Here is a 21,106-nt window from a genome sequence, read left to right as displayed (position 1 = left end):
ACAACACTTGTATGATCACTCTTTGGAACGGTAACCCAATTACTGTTACTCCACCAAACTTCGTTGAGCTAGAAGTTGTAGACACAGACCCAGGCCTGAAAGGTGATACTCAAGGTACTGGCGGTAAACCAGCGACGCTATCAACTGGCGCTGTTGTTCGTGTTCCTCTGTTCATCTCAATTGGTGAAGTGATTCGCGTAGATACTCGTACTGCTGAATACGTAGGTCGTGTGAAGTAAGCACTTTATATGATTGTTAGAAAGGTCGCTTCGGCGGCCTTTTTTATTGCCTGTGATTCTTCTCTTTTAATCCCTCTGCGTAAAACATCGATATCCTCCGCAAATTTTTGATGATTTTGTATTATTCGTAAAAATCTTATTTATTCCATGAATCTGTCGATTATTCCTTAATGTAACATTTTGATACATTAGTACTTGTCGCTGAGTTGCATAGCAATCTGATTTTTATCGATTTAACTCAGTAACAATCCAAAAAGGAGAACAAAATGGAAAGCAGAGGTTTAGGAAGGGGTTTAAAGGTGGAAGAAAGACGTCAGTTACTACATAAAGGATTAAAAGCAGCCGTATTTGGCGTACCGCTGTTGGCAATAGGCTTAACGATTAATAGCTCGGTGCTGATGACCGATGCGGGTTACAGCTACGTGCATCAGAATAATATTACTGGTGAGTTGGATGTGTTTACTGAACCTGGCATTCATTTTCGCATGCCATTTCTGTCCAAAATCACCAAGTATGACCAAGTGATCACCGTGTCATTCGGTAACAGCAAGGGCGAAGATTTTTATCAACGCCTTGATGCGATTCAGGTTCGATTTGCCGACACCTATATTGGTCAGATCCCCGTAACATTCCGCTTTAAGCTCAGTAATGATCCTGAAGCGGTGAAGAAGATGCACAAAGAGTTCCGCAACAACAGTAACTTGATCGATGCGCTGCTTGTAAAGAACGCACGTAACGTAACGGTGATTACCGCGACCCAATACACGGGTGAAGAGTTTTTCCAAGGTGGTTTGAACCAGTTCAAATCGAAACTTGGCGATCAGTTACGAGAGGGGATTTATCTGACAGAGCGACGTCAGGTTGAAGTGGAAGAGTTGGATCTTGCGCCTGTTGGGGCGAATCAAGCCAATCCGAACCAATTACAGCGCACCAATCAACTGGTATGGAAAACTGTGCCAGTCGTAGACAAAACCGGGCAACCAATTCGTCAAGACAATCCGTTACAACAATACGGTATTCAAGTGACGCAGGTGACCATTGGTGACCCGCAGCCAGAAAAGCAATTAGATCAGTTATTGGCAGATAAAAAGCGTCTAGTGGCGGATCGTATTCGCGCGATTCAGGAACAAGAAACGTCGAAAGCACAGGCAGAGACCGAGCAGTTACGCAAAGAGATTCAACGAACACGTGAGGTGCAAGACGCTCAGCGTGGTAAAGAACTCGCAATTATTGCTCAGCAAAAAGAAGTGGAAGTTGCACGTCAGATTGCAGAGCGTGAAATCGTTGAAGTGGAAAAAACCAAACGACTTGCTGAAGTCGAGAAGGAGAAAGAGCTAGCTATCGCAGAGGCTAACTTAGCGATTCAAAAAGCGAACGCACTTTCTGCTGAGTTTGAAGCGAAAGCGATATTAGCGAAAGGTCGCGCAGAATCTGAAGTCCTTAAAGGTAAGTATGCGGCGTTAGGAGCAAACCGTGAAGTTTACTTGGCAGAATTGAATCGAGACGTAGCGAACTCGCTGTACAACAATTTGCAAAACTTCCAAGTTCAGATGCCACAAAATTACATTGGTGGAAGTGACGAAACGGGCTTGAAAACAAACCTAGATGTGATTACTGGCTTTGGTGCTCTGGGTCTTATGGACCAGACAAAGAAGGTCGCACAGCAATAAGATCATGGGTGGTCAAAAGCTTAAAAAGCAAAAAGATCATAGGTAACCCAAAGCAATAAAAAAGCTGGCATTTAGCCAGCTTTTTCTTTTTTGGTCAGTCTCTTAAATCATGAAGATAAAGATAACTGCTAGTGCAGTGATGAGGCCTGCAAATGCATAACATGCAATTTTACCAATCACACCAGTGTGGAATTTAAGGTCGTGCATGCCGTGGTGTACACGGTGCATTGCATGCCACATTGGCAATGCTAGCGTGCCAATGATGAATAGCGCACCGATGATGCTGGTTGCGAAGGCAGAGACACGCTCGTAGCTCATCGCTTCTGCGTCAATCACGCCTAGTGGTACCAAGATACCTAGCACAAGAACGGTGATTGGCGTGATCATCGCGAACCAAGTACCACCTGCGCCAAACAGACCCCACCAGATTGGCTCATCAGAACGTTTTGGTGATGTGTTTACACTATAATTCGGTTTCATTGCTCAGCTCCTTACACCACGATGAGAACGATCAGTGAGATGAACGCAACCGCGGCCCACTGAGTCAATACGATGATCTTCTTGTCCACTGGTTTGCCCTTCAAACGAATTGGCATTACTTGTGGCATCATGCTGAAGAAAGTTTGAGCGTGGAATAGGCTACCGAGTAGTGCAACGATGTTGATTGCGACTACGATTGGGTTCGCCATGAACGCTAACCAACCTTGCCATGCTTCAGGACCTTTCACCAAGCAACCTAAACCGAAAGTTAGGAACAGAGTGAATAGGATTAACGGAAGCACCGTCGCTTCACGTAGCATGTAGAAGCGGTAGAAAGGATGGTTCTTCCACCAAGTGCGTTTTACTTCACGAACGTAAGGTTTACGATTGCTCATCCTTATGCCTCCACTTTCTTTGGTGAACCATCAGGTTTCAACATAGCAATCACGAAGTCCATAGAAGACTCCACTTTGCCTTGGTTTACTGCCGCTGCTGGGTCAACGTTCTTCGGACAAACTTCAGAACAGTAACCAACAAACGTACAACCCCAAGCACCGTTTTCACCGTTGATAAGCTTCATGCGCTCATCTTTACCGTTGTCACGGCTGTCTAGGTTGTAGCGGTGGGCTAGCGTTAGTGCAGCAGGACCGATGAACTCTGGGTTAAGACCAAACTGAGGACATGCTGCATAGCACAGACCACAGTTGATACAGCCAGCGAACTGCTTGTATTTCGCCATCTGTTCTGGCGTTTGCAAGTTCGTACCGTCTTCTGGTTTACGATCGTTACCAATGATGTATGGTTTGATTGCTTCTAGGCGCTCGATGAATGGCGTCATATCAACAATCAAGTCTTTCTCGATTGGGAAGTTCGCTAGAGGCTCGATAGTCACACCGTCTGGGTAGTCACGTAGGAAGCTCTTACAAGCAAGTTTCGGTACGTTGTTCACCATGATGCCGCAAGAGCCACAGATCGCCATACGGCAAGACCAACGGTAAGACAGATCTTTGTCTAGGTGGTCTTTGATGTAACCAAGTGCGTCAAGTACAGACATGGTTTCATCGAATGGGACTTCGAATGTTTGCTTGTATGGTTCTGCATCTTTTTCTGGGTCGTAACGCAGGATGTCTACTTTTTGAATGCGATTTGCTGACATTATGCTTGCTCCTCTGCGTTCTTCTCTTCAGCCGCGGCTTTTTCTGCTGCTTCACCGTATAGACGAGCTTTTGGTTGTGACTTAGTGATGGTCACATTGCTGTAATCGATACTTGGTGCTGACTCTGGCTTGTAGAAAGCAAGTGAGTGTTTTAGGAAGTTCACGTCATCACGTTCTGTACAACCGTCGTCTAGACGTTGGTGCGCACCGCGAGATTCTTTACGTAGAATCGCAGAGTGAACCATCGCTTCTGCGACTTCTAGGCCGTAGCCTACTTCAATGGCGTACAGAAGGTCAGTGTTGAACACTTTACCTTTGTCTTTGATGCTGATGCGTTTGTAGCGTTCTTTCAACTCAGTGATTTTGTCGATAGTCGCTTGCATCAAATCTTCTTGGCGGTAGATACCACAACCCGCTTCCATGGTGTGACCCATTTCCGTGCGGATTTCTGCCCAGTTTTCGTCGCCTTCTTGGTTCATTAGGTTAGCGATGCGTTCTTCAACCGCTTTTACTTGCGCGTCAATTGCCGCGTCGTTCCAGCCTTTGAATTCTGCCGCACGTTTCACGGCGTTTTCACCTGCTACGCGGCCAAATACCACGAACTCAGCCAGTGAGTTTGAACCTAGACGGTTTGCACCGTGAAGACCAACAGACGCACATTCACCCACCGCGAATAGGCCTTTAATGCGAGTTTCACAACCGCCGTCCGTTTCAATACCACCCATGGTGTAGTGAACGGTTGGACGAATTGGAATTGGCTCTTTTGCAGGGTCCACGTTTACATAAGCTTTTGCTAGCTCACAGATGAACGGTAGACGTTCTTGTAGGTACTCTTCACCAAGATGGCGAAGGTCTAGGTGCACCACGTCACCCAGTGGGTGTTTGATGGTGTTGCCTTTCTGTTGTTCGTGCCAGAAAGCTTGAGAAACTTTGTCACGAGGACCCAGTTCCATGTATTTGTTCTTCGGTTGGCCAACTGGAGTTTCAGGGCCCATGCCGTAATCTTGTAGGTAACGATAGCCGTTCTTGTTAACGATGATACCGCCTTCACCACGACAACCTTCCGTCATCAGGATACCTGTGCCAGGAAGACCGGTTGGGTGGTATTGAACGAATTCCATATCACGTAGAGGAACGCCGTGACGGTACGCCATTGCCATACCATCGCCCGTTACGATACCGCCGTTGGTGTTACAGTGGTAAACACGGCCCGCGCCACCTGTTGCTAGAACAACAGATTTTGCTTTGATAGTAACAAGCTCGCCTTCAGACATGTGAATAGCAATCAGACCTTGAACTTCGCCTTCATCAACAAGCAGATCCACCACAAAGTACTCATCAAAACGTTTGATGTTGCTGTACTTCATTGATGTCTGGAATAGCGTATGAAGCATGTGGAAGCCAGTTTTGTCTGCAGCGAACCAAGTACGTTCAACCTTCATACCACCAAAGCGGCGTACGTTGACTTCACCGTTCTCTTTACGACTCCATGGGCAACCCCATTGCTCCATTTGGATCATTTCGCGAGTCGCGTTCTCTACAAAGTATTCAACAACATCCTGTTCACATAGCCAGTCACCACCGCCAACAGTGTCGTTGAAGTGGTTGTCTAAGCTATCTTCATCCTTGATAACTGCTGCTGAGCCACCCTCTGCAGCGACCGTGTGGGAGCGCATTGGATAAACTTTAGAAATCAGAGCGACTTCTAAGTCTGGGTTTGCTTCAGCCGCTGCAATAGCAGTACGAAGACCAGCGCCGCCTGCGCCGATGACTGCGATATCTGTGGTGATAATTTGCACAGTTATCCTCCAGTGTGTGATTGCGGAAATCCGCTTGTTATTGTCATTACGAGGCGCTCCTTAAAAAGAACTCCCCAAAAGTAGTAGGGTTAGTGTAGATGAGCCACATGGCAGAAAAATTGATGTAATTGGGTTTTTGCTTCGGTAATGCACTTAAGGGCATAGAATTTATAGGTTATGTGACTGCTATCACGGCATCGAGGTTTTGGCCCTCAAGCATTAACATTAGGGATGTTAAACCTGTGTTGCGCGACATTAACCGCATGGATAATAGGATTTTAACTGAGTGTTTTTTGTGCTGCGGCACGAGTAATGCTTGCCTCAAATTGGCGAGCACATTAGTAAAAAGAAGAAGGGATATTCCTCTCTTCTTGAAGAGTAAAAAGCATGTAGAATGAGGCTTTCCTCGCTGAATTAAAGTTTGAGAGACTTGTTATGCAAACCAACTGGCAACCTACTGCTTCCATTGACCAACTTCGTCAACGTGCGACGTTAATCGCGTCGATTCGACAATTCTTCGCTGACCGACAGGTGATGGAAGTCGATACGCCAGCCATGAGTCACGCAACCGTGACTGACATTCATTTGCATACTTTCCAAACCGAGTTTGTTGGCCCAGGCTATGCCGATGGCAGTAAGCTGTTTTTTATGACCAGCCCAGAATTCCATATGAAGCGCCTTTTGGCTGCGGGCAGCGGTTGTATTTATCAAATCAACAAAGCATTTCGTAATGAAGAGAATGGTCGCTACCACAACCCTGAATTCACGATGTTGGAGTGGTATCGCGTTGGCTTTGACCATCATAAATTGATGGATGAAATGGATGACCTGTTGCAGCTGGTATTGAAGTGTGGCGCAGCGCAGCGCATGACGTATCAGCAAGCCTTCATTGATGTGTTGGGTATGTGTCCACTGGAAGGCTCGATGACTGAGCTGAAAGCGGCGGCAAGCAAGCTGGGTTTGAGTGACATTGCTGAGCCAGAAGAAGATCGCGATACGCTGCTGCAACTACTATTTAGCGTGGGAGTAGAAAACAAAATTGGTCAGGACGTGCCGGCTTTTGTGTACGATTTCCCTGCATCACAGGCGGCGCTTGCGAAAATCAATCCTCAAGATCATCGCGTCGCGGATCGTTTTGAAGTGTACTTTAAGGGGATAGAGCTGGCGAACGGATTTCATGAACTGGATAACCCGAAAGAGCAATTAGCGCGCTTTGAACAAGATAACGCAAAGCGTATCGAAATGGGTTTAAAACCACAGCCGATCGATTATCATCTGATCTCTGCACTGGAAGCAGGGTTGCCAGACTGTGCAGGGGTCGCGTTGGGTATCGATCGTTTGATCATGCTGGCGCTAGGCTGTGACCACATTGATCAAGTGACGGCCTTTCCATTTCCAATTGCATAAGGACGTCCAATGAACCTGACGGCTGCACGTTTCGCCATCTTTAGCTACGCCATATTGATCGCTTTTTTATCTCTGAGTTCAGGTGAACTGCAAGACTGGGGCAATATCGTGTATCTCGACAAAATGCAGCACGCTATGGCGTACAGCGGCTTTGCGTTTTTAGGTTGTTTTTGTGTGTGGCGTTGGCGTCAACGTTGGGCGGTGGCGATTGGTATTTTGCTATTCAGCGCCGTTATTGAGTGGTTGCAAGGGTATGTAGGGCGACAAACTTCTTGGTTAGACCTTGTCGCCAACTCAACTGGCATCTTAACTGGTCTGTTATGTTACCGTATTTGGAGCCTCTATCGACCTAGGTTGGTGAAGTCGCTATACTCGATTCGTTAATGAAGAGGGAACACGATAACAATGAAAACGCGCGACAAAATCGTCTACGCGGCACTGGAGTTGTTCAACCAACATGGTGAGCGCAACATCACCACCAATCACATTGCCGATCACATCGAAATTAGCCCTGGTAATCTGTATTACCACTTCCGCAATAAGCAAGAAATCGTTCGTGAGATCTTTGCGCTTTATTCAGCAGAACTTTTAGAAAGATTTACCCCTATTCAAGGTTCGCAAGAGAGCCTGACTATGCTGAAGAGCTACCTAGACTCTATTTTTACCTTGATGTGGAAATACCGCTTTTTCTACGCAAACTTACCAGAAATCTTGTCACGAGATGAACAGCTACACGAACAGTACATCGATGTGCAAGAGAAGCTGCAAGCGAACCTCATTGCTATTATGCAAGAGTTCGTAACGATGAAGCTGTTGAATGTCGATCAACAACAGTTGAAGTCATTGGTATGTACATTGCACTTGATTGCGTGTAGTTGGTTGGCGTATCAATCCGCGATGGCTTCAAAAACCAACATTACCGAGCAAATGGTGAAGCAAGGGATGTTGCAGATGCTTAATGTCGTTAAGCCATTAGCAACTGAGCAGGGCTTAGAGCAGCTACTGTTATTAGAAGATGCGGTTAGCAATTTACACAGTTAAACGTCAAACTGCTTAATATTTCGAGAGTCACTCTCATTTTCGAGTCGTGGCTCGAGTTGACTTGTCAAATATGCCACGCACAATAATCCCATACGCTAAAAACCCTTGCAGGGATAAGATTCTCGATAAAGGAACTATCGCCCCATGAATTACGACATTTTTAATGGTGATGCTGATGGCATCATTGCTCTTCTACAATTACGTTTGGCTGATCCTGTCGATGCCCAGTTAATAACCGGTGTAAAGCGCGACATCAAGCTGGTGGAAAAAGTAGACGTGCAAGCGGGTGATGAGCTGACTGTGTTAGACATTTCGATGGAAAAGAACATGGCAGGTCTAGAGCAAGCTTTGGCTCAAGGCGCGCACGTCTTTTACGCCGATCATCACAAAGCGGGCGACATTCCTCAGCATGGTAATTTGGATGCGCACATCGATCTCGATGCCAACATGTGCACGGCGTTGATTGTCGATAAGTTGCTCGATGGACGTTTTCATGACTGGGCGATTACGGCGGCTTATGGCGATAACATGATTGCTAAAGCCGATGAGTTAGCGAATAACGCGGGCTTGTCGCAGCAACAGAAAGAGCAGCTAAAAGAGCTGGGTACTTTAATTAACTACAACGGCTACGGCTCGAAAGTCGAAGATTTACACTTTCATCCTGCGGAGCTGTACCGAGCTTTGCTGAAGTACATGTCACCATTTGAAGCTATTGAAGATACGGCCTCGCCATACTACCAATTGCAATCGGCTTACCAACAAGACATGGAGGCGGCTCTCGCAGTGCCTGCCATGCATGAGAGCGGTAAGCTGAAGTTGTTTGAGTTACCAAACACGGCGGCATCACGCCGAATCAGTGGTGTTTATGGCAACTGGCTGGCAAACCAAAACCCTGACTCTGCGCATGCGGTACTTACTGAAAATGCAGATGGGACTTATACGGTTTCACTCCGTGCCCCGTTAAACAATAAACAAGGTGCCGTGGCCGTGTGTGGTCAGTTCCCGACAGGTGGGGGGCGAGAGGCGGCGGCAGGAATCAACGCGTTAAGCAAAGATGATGTGAATGCTTTTATTGATGCGGTAGAAACCTACTACGCATAGTATTTTCCAAAATATGAATACAAAAAAGGAGCCGAGTGGCTCCTTTTTTATGACAAGTCAATAAGTCAGATAATTAGCGCTTTAACCAAGATTTCGGATTCTGCGCTTCACTATTACGACGAATTTCGAAGTACAGCGATGGCCTGTCTTGACCGCCCGTATCACCCGCGAGAGCAATCACTTCGCCGGCGGTGACTCGGTCGCCTTCTTTTTTAGTTAAGGCTTGGTTGTAACCATAGAGGGTCATGTCACCTTTGCCGTGGTCGAGCAGTACCACTAAACCGTATCCGCGCAGATACTCCGCAAATACGACAGTACCAGGATAAACGGCTTTCACTTGTTGACCATAGTTGGCAGACAGCACCATGCCCTTCCAGTTTACCTGCCCGGTTTGTCGCGTACCAAAGTTGTGTAACACACTGCCTTTTAGTGGCCAAGGCAACTTACCGCGCTGTTTGCCGAGTCCGTCCATTGGCACCGCATTACGCTTCGCTGCTTTGGCGATCTCTGCTTTTAAACGGGTTTCGTTGCGTTGCAGCTCTGCTAAGTAGCGTTTGTCATTCTTGATACTGCTCTGAATTTTATTCAGGGTTTGCTTACGCTTGGATTGTGTACTCGCTAGCGCTGTACGTTTTTCGGATTGCTGCTTGAGCAGAGTCTCGATTTGCTCTTTTTCTAGCTCGAGCTGGTTTTTGTTGTGCGCTAATTCTTGGGTTATTTTGGTGATCGCATCAATCACTTCAGCACGTGCTTTAGCTAAATGCTGGAAGTATTGGCTCATGCGGTCTTCTTCCACACCTTGATTTAACAAGTGACCATTGGCTTTCGCTCGCTCGGTTACGTAATACGTTTGCAGCAGCTGTTTGAGTTCTTCTTCTTGCTCTTGACGCTGTGCTTCTTGCAAGGCAATTTTCTCTTCCAGGTTTTCTATGTTTTTGTCTGCTTGTGCGAGGTTAGACTTGGTTTGTCGTATTTCACGCTCAAGCTTAGAAATACCAAGCTCTTGATCTTTTAGTGATTTCTGTAACTCATTGAGCTGCTTTTCTTGGGAAGAGAGCGATTTGCGCTGACGGCTTATCTCACTGGATACGCCTTTGAGCTCTTGCTGACTCACAGCAGAGGAGGTAATGGGATAAGTGGCAGATAAAGCACAAGTTAATAAAATAGCCGAGCGTAGAACAGGGTGATTTTGTTTTCGCACTTGAGAGTTACCTACCACGTTGTTGTCAAAAAGGTTTGTTGACGATTAAATACCATCTCCATGGATAAAGCTTTGCGACTTGCCGTTAAAGCCTTGATCCATATCGAGAGAGGGTTTGTCCGTTTTTGGACGTCCGACGATTTTTGCAGGCACGCCAGCCACCGTTGTGTGAGGAGGCACGGCTTGCAATACCACAGAGCAAGATCCGATTTTCGCGCCTTCACCGACTTCGATATTGCCAAGAATCTTTGCACCAGCTCCGATCATCACACCCTCGCGAATTTTCGGGTGACGATCACCGCATTCTTTACCAGTACCACCAAGGGTGACATCTTGCAGTATAGACACGTCGTTTTCGACCACGGCAGTTTCACCAATCACGATGCCTGTTGCATGGTCGAGCATGATACCACTACCAATGCGCGCTGCAGGGTGGATATCGACCTGACATGCTACCGAAATCTGATTTTGTAGGTAAGTCGCAAGAGCGTGACGACCTTGCTTCCACAGCCAGTTTGCTACTCGGTAGCCTTGCAGTGCGTGATAGCCTTTTAGGTACAGCAATGGCATTGAGTACATTGAAACAGCAGGGTCGCGATTGACCGTGGCACAAATATCACAAGCCGCGCCGTCAGTGATGGTTGGATCAGCCGCAAAGGCTTCTTCAACCACTTCACGCACAGCCATCGCTGGCATGGAAGCGGTGTTCAATTTGTTAGCCAGAATATAACTCAGAGCGGCACACAAACTTTCATGCTTGATAATGGTGGCATGATAGAAGCTCGCCAGCATAGGCTCTTGTTCTGACATTTCACGGGCTTCTGAGACAATTTTGTTCCAGACTTTTTGTTTTTCGCAGTGTTTCATTCTCAATATCCAGAGTGGTTCTTCCGTGACCCGACAACTTCAATTTTTCTCAGATGAGCTGCAAAGGGCGGTAGATTGCTACTTTCCTTCGGCTTTTTTGTCACGAGCAAGTAAATCTTGCGCTGCTAAGCGCGCATCTTTTCCTTGATACAATACTTGATAAATTTGATCAACTATCGGCATCTCAACACCCATACGTTGAGAAAGTAGCCATACTTCTTTTGTATTGCGGTAACCTTCAACCACTTGACCAATTTCTTCTTGAGCCGTATCAACGTCTTTACCTTGGCCTAATGCCAAGCCAAAGCGTCGGTTACGTGATTGGTTATCGGTACATGTCAGGACAAGATCGCCTAAACCCGCCATGCCCATAAAGGTTTCTGGCTGTGCACCCAGCGCAGCGCCAAGGCGACTCATTTCAGCCAAGCCACGAGTAATTAATGCAGTACGGGCATTGGCGCCAAAACCGATACCATCAGACATACCCGCACCAATCGCAATAACGTTTTTCACAGCGCCACCCAATTGCATACCAATAAAGTCACTATTGGCATATACGCGGAAGGTTTTGCTACAGTGGATTTTTTCTTGTAGATCCGCAACAAATTCAGAATCTGGAGACGCAACAGAGATTGCAGTCGGCATACCCATTGCGAGCTCTTTCGCAAACGTTGGGCCAGACAATACTGCTAGTGAGTAGTTTTCACCGATAATGTCATAAGCGACGTCTTTCAGCAGGCGCCCCGTTTCAGGTTCAAGCCCTTTGGTTGCCCAACAGATGCGAGAGTCTTCGCGCAAGAATGGTTTACAGCTGTTTAGCACGATGCCAAAGACATGGCTTGGAACCACAACCAACAAATCTCGGCTTGCTTGAACGGCTTTTTCTAAATCCGATTCAATGATCAAGCTTTCAGGGAAATCAACACCTGGTAAAAAGGCATGGTTAGCTCGGTCTGCTTCTAGGCGAGCCATGTGCTCTGGCTCGTGTCCCCAAAGGACAACGTTCGCGCCGTTACGAGCGAGTGAGATTGCCAAAGAGGTGCCGTATGAGCCTGCGCCAATCACAGTCATTGCGATGTCTTTACCGTAAGCATTGTTTGTATTTGCTTGTGTCATGCTACCGCCTAATTGTCTTGCTACTAGTAGAATCTAGTTCCTAATCGTCAAATTTTACGCCTTCTGGCGATTAGGAACTAGGAACTTTTGTCAGAAATAAAAAATGCACATTGCATCGAATGGTAGACGCTCTGTGCATTTTATTTGAGTCGGTGACGTCAGCACTGTGGCTATTCGTCACTTATAAAACGTGAATTACGCTTCAGCTTCGCCTTGTTGAGCTTGCTGTTGTAGGTAGTTCATGAATAGCGCGTCAAAGTTTACTGGCGCTAGGTTCAGTTGAGGGAACGTACCTTTAACGACTAGGCTTGAGATAGTTTCACGAGCGTATGGGAATAGGATGTTCGGGCAGAATGCGCCTAGGCAATGTGCAAGTTGACCAGCTTCCATTTGTTCAGCAGTGAAGATACCACCTTGTTGAACTTCACATAGGAACGCAGTCTCTTCTTCGTTCTTCACAGTAACGGTTAGGCGTAGAACAACTTCGTAAACGCCTTCACCAAGCTCACGGCTTTGAGTGTCTAGGTCTAGTTTAACGTCTGGGTTCCACTCTTTCTGGAAAATTACTGGAGAGTTCGGCGCTTCAAAAGAAACGTCTTTTAGGAAGATGCGTTGAATTGCGAAGTTTTGTTGTGCGTCTTGAGGTGCTGCTTCAGCCATTTTTTAATCCTTAAATCAATATTTGTTGAGCCTAGAAACGTCTAAGCTCAGAAAACTGGTATGTCCTGAGACTAACTGAGCCAATCTACCTTGACTAGATGAAGCGTGTATTACGTGCAAAGCGTCACAACTTAGTGCTCCAACTGCTTTCAATTTGCTCAGTTTTTTGTCCGCGAGGCTTGGTAAAAGCGCGTTTAAACGCGAACTTTCGTTCTTGCCACGTTCCTACTTCTTACCGCGAACTAACGGCAGGTTCGCTTCGTTCCACGCAATCAAACCATTTTTTAGTAGGCTCACGTTTTCGAAGCCAGCTTTTACTAGTAGGTTTGCGCTTTCTTGAGCGGTCTGTCCTGTCTTACATACAACAATGATTGGGTCTGATTTGTGGTTTTCAAGGCTACCCAAGTTACCCGCTTTGATGTCTGACGGTAAAATGTGAAGTGAGTCGGTGATATGACCTTTTTTGAACTCGTCTTTGGTACGGATATCCACTACAACGCCGTTTTCACGGTTCATAAGATGAGTCAGTTGGTTTACGTTGATTTCTTTGTATGCGGCTGTCGCTGATTTCACGATGTTCATGATAAAGGCGACAAGAAGACCTACCCAAACCAAAGATAGAATCATGTTCTGTTGGAAAAATTCAATGTACTCTTGCATGTCTTGAGCTCTTACGCTGTTGGCGGAAAAATAAAGCAGGAGTATAGCGAGGTTACGGCTCTTAGGCGAGAGGGTTAAAATTTTCTAACGAATAATTGAGATCTCTATAAACCCTTTATGCCCTTACTATCCGTACATTTTGCTCTGGTAGCTTGATTGCTTTTGCCTATTGGACTTATCGGTTTAAGTGACTTCTGTTTTACTGAGAAAAGAGAACAATAGGTATTAACCCATCTTGTTTGATGTTGCTTTAAATTAGCGCTGTTTCAAGTGCAAAAATAAGAATGAGAAGCGTAAGAAAACCGAACTTAGACTGGGGTGTACAAAGCGTATTAGAAATGACTATGCTTGTGGAACACGATTGTCGGCACTGACTCGTTGTTCGCTTAACTTGTAAGATAGCAACAATAAATCGCAAACATTATTTGATCTTAACCTACAGTTTTGGTTAAAAAGTGTAGTAAAATTACGCTAGTTTTGTTTCAAGGTTAGATAGGGCAGCGAGGCCCTACGCCAAAAGTTACTTAAATTTGATGAGGTCATCACTATGTCAGCTAAGAAGCCATTGGCTCTAGTTATCCTTGACGGTTACGGTTACCGTGAAGACACAGCAAGTAACGCAATTGCGAATGCGAAAACACCAGTAATGGATGCTCTGATTGCGAATAACCCACACACATTAATCTCTGCTTCAGGCATGGATGTTGGCCTTCCTGATGGTCAAATGGGTAACTCTGAAGTTGGTCACACTAACATTGGTGCAGGCCGCGTTGTATACCAAGACCTGACTCGTATCACTAAATCAATTGCTGATGGTGAGTTCGAACAAACGCCTGCGCTAGTTGAAGCAATCGACTCTGCTGTGAAAGCTGAAAAAGCAGTACACATCATGGGCCTGATGTCTCCAGGCGGTGTTCACTCTCACGAAGACCACATTTACGCAGCAGTTGAAATGGCAGCGGCGCGTGGCGCAGAGAAAATCTACCTACACTGCTTCCTAGACGGCCGTGACACACCACCACGTAGTGCTGAAAACTCACTACAACGTTTCCAAGACCTATTTGCGAAACTAGGTAAAGGCCGCGTTGCTTCTCTAGTAGGTCGTTACTACGCAATGGACCGTGACAACAACTGGGATCGCGTCCAAGTTGCTTACGATCTTCTAACTCAAGCTAAAGCTGAGTTCACAGCAGAAACGGCAGTTGCAGGTCTAGAAGCGGCTTACGCTCGTGAAGAAAACGACGAATTCGTTAAAGCAACAGCTATCAAAGCAGAAGGTCAAGAAGACGCAATCATGCAAGATGGTGATGCGGTTATCTTCATGAACTACCGTGCTGACCGTGCACGTCAAATCACTCGTGCATTCGTTCCTGCATTTGACGGCTTTGAGCGTGCAGTATTCCCAGCAATCAACTTTGTGATGCTGACTCAATACGCGGCTGATATCCCTCTAGCTATCGCATTCCCACCTGCGTCTCTAGAAAACACTTACGGTGAGTGGCTATCTAAACAAGGTCAAACTCAGCTACGTATCTCTGAAACAGAGAAATACGCACACGTGACTTTCTTCTTCAACGGTGGTGTTGAGAACGAATTCGAAGGCGAAGAGCGTCAATTGGTTGCTTCACCAAAAGTTGCAACGTACGACATGCAGCCTGAAATGAGCTCTCCAGAACTAACAGATAAGATGGTTGCGGCTATCAAGTCTGGTAAGTTCGATACCATCATCTGTAACTACCCGAACGCAGATATGGTTGGTCACACTGGCGTTTATGAAGCGGCTGAGAAAGCAATCGAAGCTCTAGATGAAAGTGTGGGTAAAGTGGTTGAAGCAATCAAAGAAGTTGGCGGTCAACTATTGATCACTGCGGACCACGGTAATGCAGAAATGATGATCGACCCTGAAACTGGCGGCATCCACACTGCTCATACTAACCTACCAGTACCTCTAATCTATGTAGGTGACAAAGCGGTTGAATTCAAAGAAGGCGGTAAACTGTCTGACCTTGCACCAACCATGCTTTCTCTAGCTGGTCTAGAAATCCCAGCAGAAATGACGGGTGAAGTACTAGTTAAATAATTAACTAACGGCTCCGAATGACAAAAGCCCGAGTTTAAACTCGGGCTTTTTTGTATCTGGCAGTAAGGGCTGGTCTGTAAGGTTACTGAACCAAAATGCCAGCACCAATCACAGCTAGGGCTGCGCCCAACCATGCAAATCGGTTTGGTCGGCGTTTAGTGTAAATCCAGAGCAGTGGTAGCAACATAATTGGCGTGGTTGAAGATAGAAGTGCAACCATACCTACATTTCCTTCTTGCAGTGCGTATAAGATTAGCGTCATGCCGACGGCCATCGCCAAGAAACCATTAAGGGCAGTAATACCAAATACGCGCCAAGTAATGTGTTGCGTCGAGCGAGCGACTTTGACCCCTAGAACTAACAACATGCTGTGGGCGAAAAAGGCACTGATCATTCGAATAGCAGAAGCCGCAACTGGGTCAATACTGGTTTGCATTACTGGCTTGGCGATAATGCCTCCCAATGCTTGGCACATTGCTGCGGTTAAGCCAAGTCCAATACCTACCCAGATGTTACCTTTAATGTCTTCCAAGACGTTATTCACTTGACCTCTTCGGCCAAAGAATATCGCCATCACCACGCCGCTAAATACCAATGATGCGCCCAGTAGTTCTATTGTGGTCATGACTTCGCTAAATAAGAAGTAGCCCAAGATGGCAGAGAACACGGCGTGGCAAGAGAAGAGTAACCCGGCTTGTCTTGGCCCCATACGATTCAAACACGCGAATAGAGCGGTATCGCCAATAAAAATACCAATCAGTCCTGAGGCCATCATTGGCGTTACATGTTCCCAAGAAACCGTTAACCAGCCGCCAGTTATCCAGGCCATTGTTGATAAGATCACGGCTGTGCAGCCCATACGCCAGCGGCTGTAAGAAAATGCGCCTAGGTGTTGTGCAGGAATGACCGAAATTAGGCTAGAAACTGCCCACAGAAAAGCGGCGCATAAAGCAAGCCATTCGTAACCCATGATGTGTCGACGTCCTTGTAGAGTAGAGGAGTCTTAATATGCACGAAATTTATGGGATGTAAAAGCCGCTCTGTAAGGGCAGTAGCTGGAGAGCAGCTCCATGACAACACGCTTTTTCATGGAGCTCTTCGATTAAAACAGTACCAAAACTGCGCCATACACGATAATTAGACCAATCAAACCGAGAATCAGGCCTACTTTCGCCATGTCTTTGCTCTCGATGAGGCCTGTTGAATAAGCCAAAGAGTTTGGTGGTGTGGAAACCGGTAAGATCATGCCAAGTGATGCGGAGAAGGCGACGACAACCAGTAAACCTTGTAGGCCACCAACCGCAATAAGGCTTGGCATTGATGTACCAATAGCGGCAGCAATAGGCATCAATAAGTTTGCTGTTGCGGTATTAGACATAAAGTTCGCCATTAACCAACACACTACTGATAGGGCTAAAACAACGGCAAATGGTGATAGCAGGCTGTAATCAATGGCGTGCGCTAATGCTTCGGCTAAGCCCGTTTTGTCTAAGGCAATACCAATTGCTATACCACCGGCAACCAGCCATAAAACATCCCAGTTAATCAGCTTGAGCTCTTCTTTTCCCATAATGCCCGTTAACGTGAACACTGCTAGTGGGATAATCGCGACAACGTATGTATTCATGCCATGCACTTTCGTTGTCATCCAAAGCACAATGGTTAGTGCAAAAGTGATGTAGACGACGATCGCACGCCAGCTCCTTTTGAATGTACCATCTAGCTTTAGTTTCATTTCTGGTTCGCTAGACGGAAACAGCTTTTGCAACAAGAACCAAGCTACAGTGAGTTGTACCAACACAAATGGTAGACCCATTGTCATCCACGATAGGAAGTCTATCGCGTTTTCTCCAGTGAGATATTGAAGCGCTATCGCATTAGGTGGCGTGCCTATCGGAGTCGCAATGCCGCCTGTATTCGCGGCAATTGGAATACACAACACCAGTGCTTTAATCCCTAAATCCCCTTTAGGTGCTGAAGCGACGATGGGGCCAAGCAGGGCTAGCATCATCACGGTCGTGGCAGTATTGGACATAAACATTGAAAAAACGGCGGTAATTAACATCAAGCCCAGCATGATGAACTTAGGTTGTGTGCCGAATGGTTTTAGTAGCACTCGGGCGAGGTTGTTGTCGAGCTCGTATTTGGAAGCCGCAATCGCGAGAGCAAAACCACCCATAAAAAGAATAATGATCGGTGAAGAGAAGGCCGAGAAAATATCGGTGTAAGCAATTAACTCTCCTAAATCATGCCCCGCTGGTGGATTGCGAAATAGATGCAAACCTTTATCCGATATCATGATCAGTTCAAGAGCGATAATAAGAATGGACGTAGCAAAAACGGGAACCGGCTCGAGAACCCAAAGTAGGGCAGCAAGAAGAAAAATAGCCAACAGGCGATGCTGAATTAAAGTGAGATCGTCAATAGGAATAGCATCGATCGGCATCATCAAAACACCGAGCGGAATTAAAAAGCACACCAGCAATTTCGCCAACGTGTTTACACTCATCTTTGGCATTGGCTGCCCCTCTAAATATTCATTCTAAGCGCAGGATAATTGATTGTGGAATGAGGGTCTTAGAGGCAGGTATGAGTTTGAGAAATAGAGGCTAAATTTCGAACGGAGTTTTGCTTTTTATCAATAAAAAGAGCCCTTAATAAAGGGCTCTTTAACGGTGTTTTACTTATTTTTTCAAGGCGTAAGGTGTGCCCATAACGGTTGGCTTACCGTTTTCCATGCTTGCGTCAAACTCAATCGCGTCTTTGGCAAACAGGTTAATAACAGTAGAACCCAGTTTGAAGCGGCCCATCTCTTCGCCTTTTTTCAAGATCACGGCCTTGTCACCCTCTGCTGGGTAATCCCATTTGTAGACAGTGTTTCCACGAGGCGGAGTGATCGTGCCAGCCCATACTTGCTCAATGCTGCCAACAATTGTCGCACCAACAAGCACCTGTGCCATTGGACCAAACTCAGTATCGAAGATACACACCACACGCTCGTTACGTGCAAATAGGTTCGGTACGTTTTCTGCTGTCAGAGGGTTTACTGAGAACAGGTCACCTGGTACGTAAATCATTTGGCGCAGAGTGCCGTCACATGGCATGTGTACACGGTGGTAATCGCGCGGAGATAGATACAATGTGGCAAAAGAACCATCTTTAAATTCGTCCGCTAAATTCGCGTCACCGCCCAGCAATTCTTGTGCTGAGAAGTGATGACCTTTTGCTTGGATAAGTTGACCATCTTCAATAGGGCCAAATTGGCTAACACAAGCGTCGGCTGGATGAGTGATGACGTTTTCGCCTTCAGAAATTGGGCGTGCGCCCTCTTTTAGCTCACGAACGAAAAACTCGTTGAACGTTTTAAAATGCTTAGGATCTGAGTGCTTCGCCTCATCCATGTTCACATTGTATTGTTTGATAAACCAACGAATAACTGCTGTTGTTAGACCGCCAGCTTTTGCTGAAGCCAGTTTACCCATTAGGCGAGTGAGGCCGTGTTGTGGGATCCAGTACTGCAGTCCAACTTTAAACTTGTCCATCTTTAATTCCGATACTTCTGTTAGATTCGCGCTTTAGGGCGCGTGATGTTACTGAAATTTAATTTGCTTGTCAGTATTAGGTGAAGACTTTTTACACAGTTACAGCCTTAACTCAATTACAGATCGGCTTTTTTATTACGTGAATACTGACGATTTGCTTTGTTTTCAACCATGCTTTCCAAAATACGATGATAGTTTTCAAAGCGAGTTTCGTTAATTTCCCCGTTCTCGACAGCTTCGCGTAGAAGGCAGCCTGGGTCATCATTGTGTTTACAATCTCGGAACTTGCAACCGCCTAAATATGGTCGAAATTCAACGAATGCTTTTGTTACTTCTTCTGCTTCCAAATGCCAAAGACCAAATTCACGTACTCCAGGTGAGTCGATCAAATCGCCACCCGTTGGAATGTGGTATAAACGTGCAGCCGTCGTGGTGTGTTGGCCCAAGCCAGAGTTCTCAGAGACTTCGCCTTCTTCCACTTCGCTCTCTAGTTCCGGCATTAACGCGTTGACTAAGCTGGATTTCCCTACGCCTGATTGACCAACAAAGATATTAATTCGGTCACGCAGCAGGGTTTCTAGTTCAGCAATGCCTTCTCCAGACTTCTTGCTGACCAGAAGCACTTTATAGCCAATGCGTTCATATTCTTTGAGCCATTCTTCATACATTGCACGATCATCGGCTTCTAGAAGGTCGACTTTATTTAAGACCAACAATGGCGCAATATTCAGTGTTTCTGATGCAACGAGATAGCGGTCAATAATATTTAGCGATAGCTCTGGTAATACCGAAGAGACAATGACCATTTGATCAATATTGGCTGCAACGGGTTTTAGGCCATCGTAATAATCTGGACGAGTGAGCACTGAAGAGCGAGGTTCTACCGCTTCAACAACACCAGAGATGCCCGCCATAGACTCCAATCCTTCGCGCCATAAAACACGATCGCCAGATACTAGAGACTCAATACCACGGCGGAGGTTACAGCGTTGAATTTCGCCTGTTTCAAGGTCTTCAATGTCCGCGTGCTGACCAAAACGAGTGATCACGAGACCTTGCTTGCTGGCGCCTAGCATGTTTTCATCCCACTGGATGGAATCTTCTTGCTTCTTCAAACGCTTTTGTTGGTTGCTACGTACGCGTCGCACCTGACCTTTGGTTAACTTTTTCTTCTTTGCCACAATTCTGTACTTTATGTGAATTTACTCAAATGGTTGAGCCGTACTCTTGGCTCCGTGTATGAGTATCGTGTTTCTCGTATTTTGAGGTATAGTACCTCTTTTATCGATAAACAAATAGGCGGCGTAACCATGTCCTTTAGCGATCAAAACCTAATTTGGGTTGATTTAGAGATGACAGGGCTTGATCCTGAAACGCACAAAATCATCGAAATTGCTTCTATTGTCACGGATAGCGAACTAAATATTTTGGCTGAAGGTCCAGTGTTAGCGATTCATCAGCCGGAAGAAGAACTGGCGAAAATGGACGACTGGTGTACTAATACGCATACGGCAAGCGGTTTGGTGGAGCGCGTTCGAAACAGTCAAATCTCAGAACAAGACGCAGTCGCACAAACCATTGAATTTTTAGAAAAATGGGTGCCAAAAGGGGCGTCGCCAATATGTGGTAACAGCATTGGGCAGGATCGTCGCTTTTTATACAAGCATATGCCTGAGTTGGAAGAGTTCTTCCATTACCGATATGTTGACGTTAGTACTCTTAAAGAACTAGCACGTCGCTGGCAACCTGAGGTGCTAAATGGGTTCACAAAACAGGGAACACATTTGGCCTTGGACGACATTCGTGAGTCCATCGCAGAACTTAAGTACTATCGAGGTACTATTTTCAAGATTTAACTGTTAAGGTTGCGATCCAAATTGTTGTAATTTATATCGCTTTTGATTGCTTTTTCGTCGTTCAGTAAAAAAATAAAGTTTTTTTGAAGGAAGGACTTGCATCACAAAAAAATGCTCTTATAATTCGCAGCCCTAAACAGCGGAAACGTTGTTGATGCGACACTAGCTCAGTTGGTAGAGCGCAACCTTGCCAAGGTTGAGGTCACGAGTTCGAACCTCGTGTGTCGCTCC

Annotated in this window: 20 protein-coding genes, 1 tRNA gene and 1 pseudogene; 9 read left to right on the top strand and 13 right to left on the bottom strand. The window is 46.1% G+C overall.

The genetic code is table 11. The features are described 5' to 3' along the window. Both R7E00_RS21955 and R7E00_RS21950 read left to right on the top strand, forming a co-directional pair. Positions 1–239: pseudogene (locus R7E00_RS21955) on the top strand (elongation factor P); the annotation flags it as partial. A 266-nt stretch (positions 240–505) separates the two neighbouring features. Beyond that, a complete protein-coding gene (locus tag R7E00_RS21950) occupies positions 506–1,909 on the top strand; it encodes an SPFH domain-containing protein (protein WP_005386397.1) in 1,404 nt (467 codons plus the stop codon). Positions 1,910–2,011: 102 nt separating this feature from the next. Here R7E00_RS21950 and frdD read toward each other — a convergent pair whose 3' ends face one another. Genes frdD through frdA form a run of 4 tightly spaced genes read right to left on the bottom strand, consistent with a single transcriptional unit; the run spans position 2,012 to position 5,344 of the window. Further along, complete coding sequence (gene frdD / locus R7E00_RS21945) at positions 2,012–2,389, bottom strand: fumarate reductase subunit FrdD (protein WP_005381493.1); 378 nt, start codon at positions 2,387–2,389, stop codon at positions 2,012–2,014. A gap of 11 nt (positions 2,390–2,400) precedes the next feature. Further along, positions 2,401–2,784 (bottom strand): fumarate reductase subunit FrdC, encoded by a 384-nt coding sequence (frdC, locus tag R7E00_RS21940; protein WP_005381491.1) that lies wholly within the window; start codon positions 2,782–2,784, stop codon positions 2,401–2,403. A gap of 2 nt (positions 2,785–2,786) precedes the next feature. After that, on the bottom strand, positions 2,787–3,545 hold the full coding sequence (locus R7E00_RS21935; RefSeq protein WP_005381489.1) for a succinate dehydrogenase/fumarate reductase iron-sulfur subunit: 759 nt from the start codon (positions 3,543–3,545) through the stop codon (positions 2,787–2,789). Beyond that, positions 3,545–5,344 carry a fumarate reductase (quinol) flavoprotein subunit gene (gene frdA, locus R7E00_RS21930; protein ID WP_115386347.1) on the bottom strand — a complete coding sequence of 600 codons (1,800 nt, stop codon included), beginning with the start codon at positions 5,342–5,344 and terminating at the stop codon, positions 3,545–3,547. Before frdA ends, R7E00_RS21935 begins: the two co-directional genes overlap by 1 nt. A 435-nt stretch (positions 5,345–5,779) precedes the next feature. Here frdA and epmA point away from each other — a divergent pair, with 435 nt between their 5' ends. The 4 genes from epmA to R7E00_RS21910 all read left to right on the top strand — a co-directional run bounded on the left by epmA (position 5,780) and on the right by R7E00_RS21910 (position 8,893). After that, entirely contained in the window at positions 5,780–6,751 is a 972-nt protein-coding gene (gene epmA / locus R7E00_RS21925) for an elongation factor P--(R)-beta-lysine ligase (RefSeq protein ID WP_170890891.1), read from the top strand. Between the two features lie 9 nt (positions 6,752–6,760). Continuing rightward, positions 6,761–7,135 carry a VanZ family protein gene (locus R7E00_RS21920; RefSeq protein ID WP_206954765.1) on the top strand — a complete coding sequence of 125 codons (375 nt, stop codon included), beginning with the start codon at positions 6,761–6,763 and terminating at the stop codon, positions 7,133–7,135. A gap of 21 nt (positions 7,136–7,156) precedes the next feature. Further along, positions 7,157–7,792, top strand: coding sequence for a TetR/AcrR family transcriptional regulator (locus tag R7E00_RS21915; protein WP_005381480.1), 636 nt, complete (start codon positions 7,157–7,159; stop codon positions 7,790–7,792). Positions 7,793–7,936: 144 nt separating this feature from the next. Beyond that, positions 7,937–8,893, top strand: a complete 957-nt coding sequence (locus tag R7E00_RS21910) for a DHH family phosphoesterase (RefSeq protein ID WP_230238599.1) — start codon at positions 7,937–7,939, stop codon at positions 8,891–8,893. Positions 8,894–8,966: 73 nt separating this feature from the next. Here R7E00_RS21910 and R7E00_RS21905 read toward each other — a convergent pair whose 3' ends face one another. From R7E00_RS21905 to R7E00_RS21885, 5 genes are all read right to left on the bottom strand, one after another. Beyond that, positions 8,967–10,112: a murein hydrolase activator EnvC family protein gene (locus R7E00_RS21905; RefSeq protein WP_005381476.1), complete on the bottom strand. Its 1,146-nt coding sequence runs from the start codon at positions 10,110–10,112 to the stop codon at positions 8,967–8,969. Between the two features lie 27 nt (positions 10,113–10,139). Beyond that, a complete protein-coding gene (cysE, locus tag R7E00_RS21900) occupies positions 10,140–10,961 on the bottom strand; it encodes a serine O-acetyltransferase (RefSeq protein ID WP_005381475.1) in 822 nt (273 codons plus the stop codon). A 78-nt stretch (positions 10,962–11,039) separates the two neighbouring features. Beyond that, positions 11,040–12,077 carry an NAD(P)H-dependent glycerol-3-phosphate dehydrogenase gene (gene gpsA / locus R7E00_RS21895; protein WP_005381474.1) on the bottom strand — a complete coding sequence of 346 codons (1,038 nt, stop codon included), beginning with the start codon at positions 12,075–12,077 and terminating at the stop codon, positions 11,040–11,042. A gap of 195 nt (positions 12,078–12,272) precedes the next feature. Continuing rightward, on the bottom strand, positions 12,273–12,737 hold the full coding sequence (secB, locus tag R7E00_RS21890) for a protein-export chaperone SecB (RefSeq protein ID WP_005386410.1): 465 nt from the start codon (positions 12,735–12,737) through the stop codon (positions 12,273–12,275). A gap of 225 nt (positions 12,738–12,962) precedes the next feature. Beyond that, entirely contained in the window at positions 12,963–13,397 is a 435-nt protein-coding gene (locus tag R7E00_RS21885) for a rhodanese-like domain-containing protein (protein WP_005386415.1), read from the bottom strand. A gap of 547 nt (positions 13,398–13,944) precedes the next feature. Between R7E00_RS21885 and gpmM the strand changes: the two genes are divergently transcribed. Next, the gene (gpmM, locus tag R7E00_RS21880; protein WP_005381471.1) at positions 13,945–15,477 is read left to right on the top strand and encodes a 2,3-bisphosphoglycerate-independent phosphoglycerate mutase; all 1,533 of its coding nucleotides are present in this window, start codon (positions 13,945–13,947) and stop codon (positions 15,475–15,477) included. A gap of 82 nt (positions 15,478–15,559) precedes the next feature. Here the strand turns inward: gpmM and R7E00_RS21875 are convergent, their stop codons facing one another. From R7E00_RS21875 to rsgA, 4 genes are all read right to left on the bottom strand, one after another. Then, positions 15,560–16,447 carry a DMT family transporter gene (locus R7E00_RS21875; RefSeq protein WP_005381469.1) on the bottom strand — a complete coding sequence of 296 codons (888 nt, stop codon included), beginning with the start codon at positions 16,445–16,447 and terminating at the stop codon, positions 15,560–15,562. Positions 16,448–16,579: 132 nt separating this feature from the next. After that, complete coding sequence (locus R7E00_RS21870; RefSeq protein WP_262606407.1) at positions 16,580–17,995, bottom strand: SLC13 family permease; 1,416 nt, start codon at positions 17,993–17,995, stop codon at positions 16,580–16,582. Between the two features lie 166 nt (positions 17,996–18,161). Beyond that, on the bottom strand, positions 18,162–19,019 hold the full coding sequence (gene asd / locus R7E00_RS21865; protein WP_005381465.1) for an archaetidylserine decarboxylase: 858 nt from the start codon (positions 19,017–19,019) through the stop codon (positions 18,162–18,164). Positions 19,020–19,135: 116 nt separating this feature from the next. Continuing rightward, complete coding sequence (gene rsgA / locus R7E00_RS21860) at positions 19,136–20,200, bottom strand: small ribosomal subunit biogenesis GTPase RsgA (RefSeq protein WP_005386419.1); 1,065 nt, start codon at positions 20,198–20,200, stop codon at positions 19,136–19,138. A gap of 129 nt (positions 20,201–20,329) precedes the next feature. On the opposite strand from rsgA, the gene orn reads away from it, so the two are divergent. After that, positions 20,330–20,875, top strand: a complete 546-nt coding sequence (orn, locus tag R7E00_RS21855; protein ID WP_017635574.1) for an oligoribonuclease — start codon at positions 20,330–20,332, stop codon at positions 20,873–20,875. Between the two features lie 156 nt (positions 20,876–21,031). Further along, positions 21,032–21,104 (top strand) — tRNA-Gly (locus R7E00_RS21850). Positions 21,105–21,106 lie beyond the last annotated feature (2 nt).

Origin of the sequence: Vibrio sp. Vb1755 (assembly GCF_033338635.1) — a bacterium.
In the GTDB taxonomy this organism is placed as follows: domain Bacteria; phylum Pseudomonadota; class Gammaproteobacteria; order Enterobacterales; family Vibrionaceae; genus Vibrio; species Vibrio alginolyticus.
Note: the sequence above shows the minus strand (reverse complement) of the source record. Positions and strands in the feature narration are given on the sequence as shown.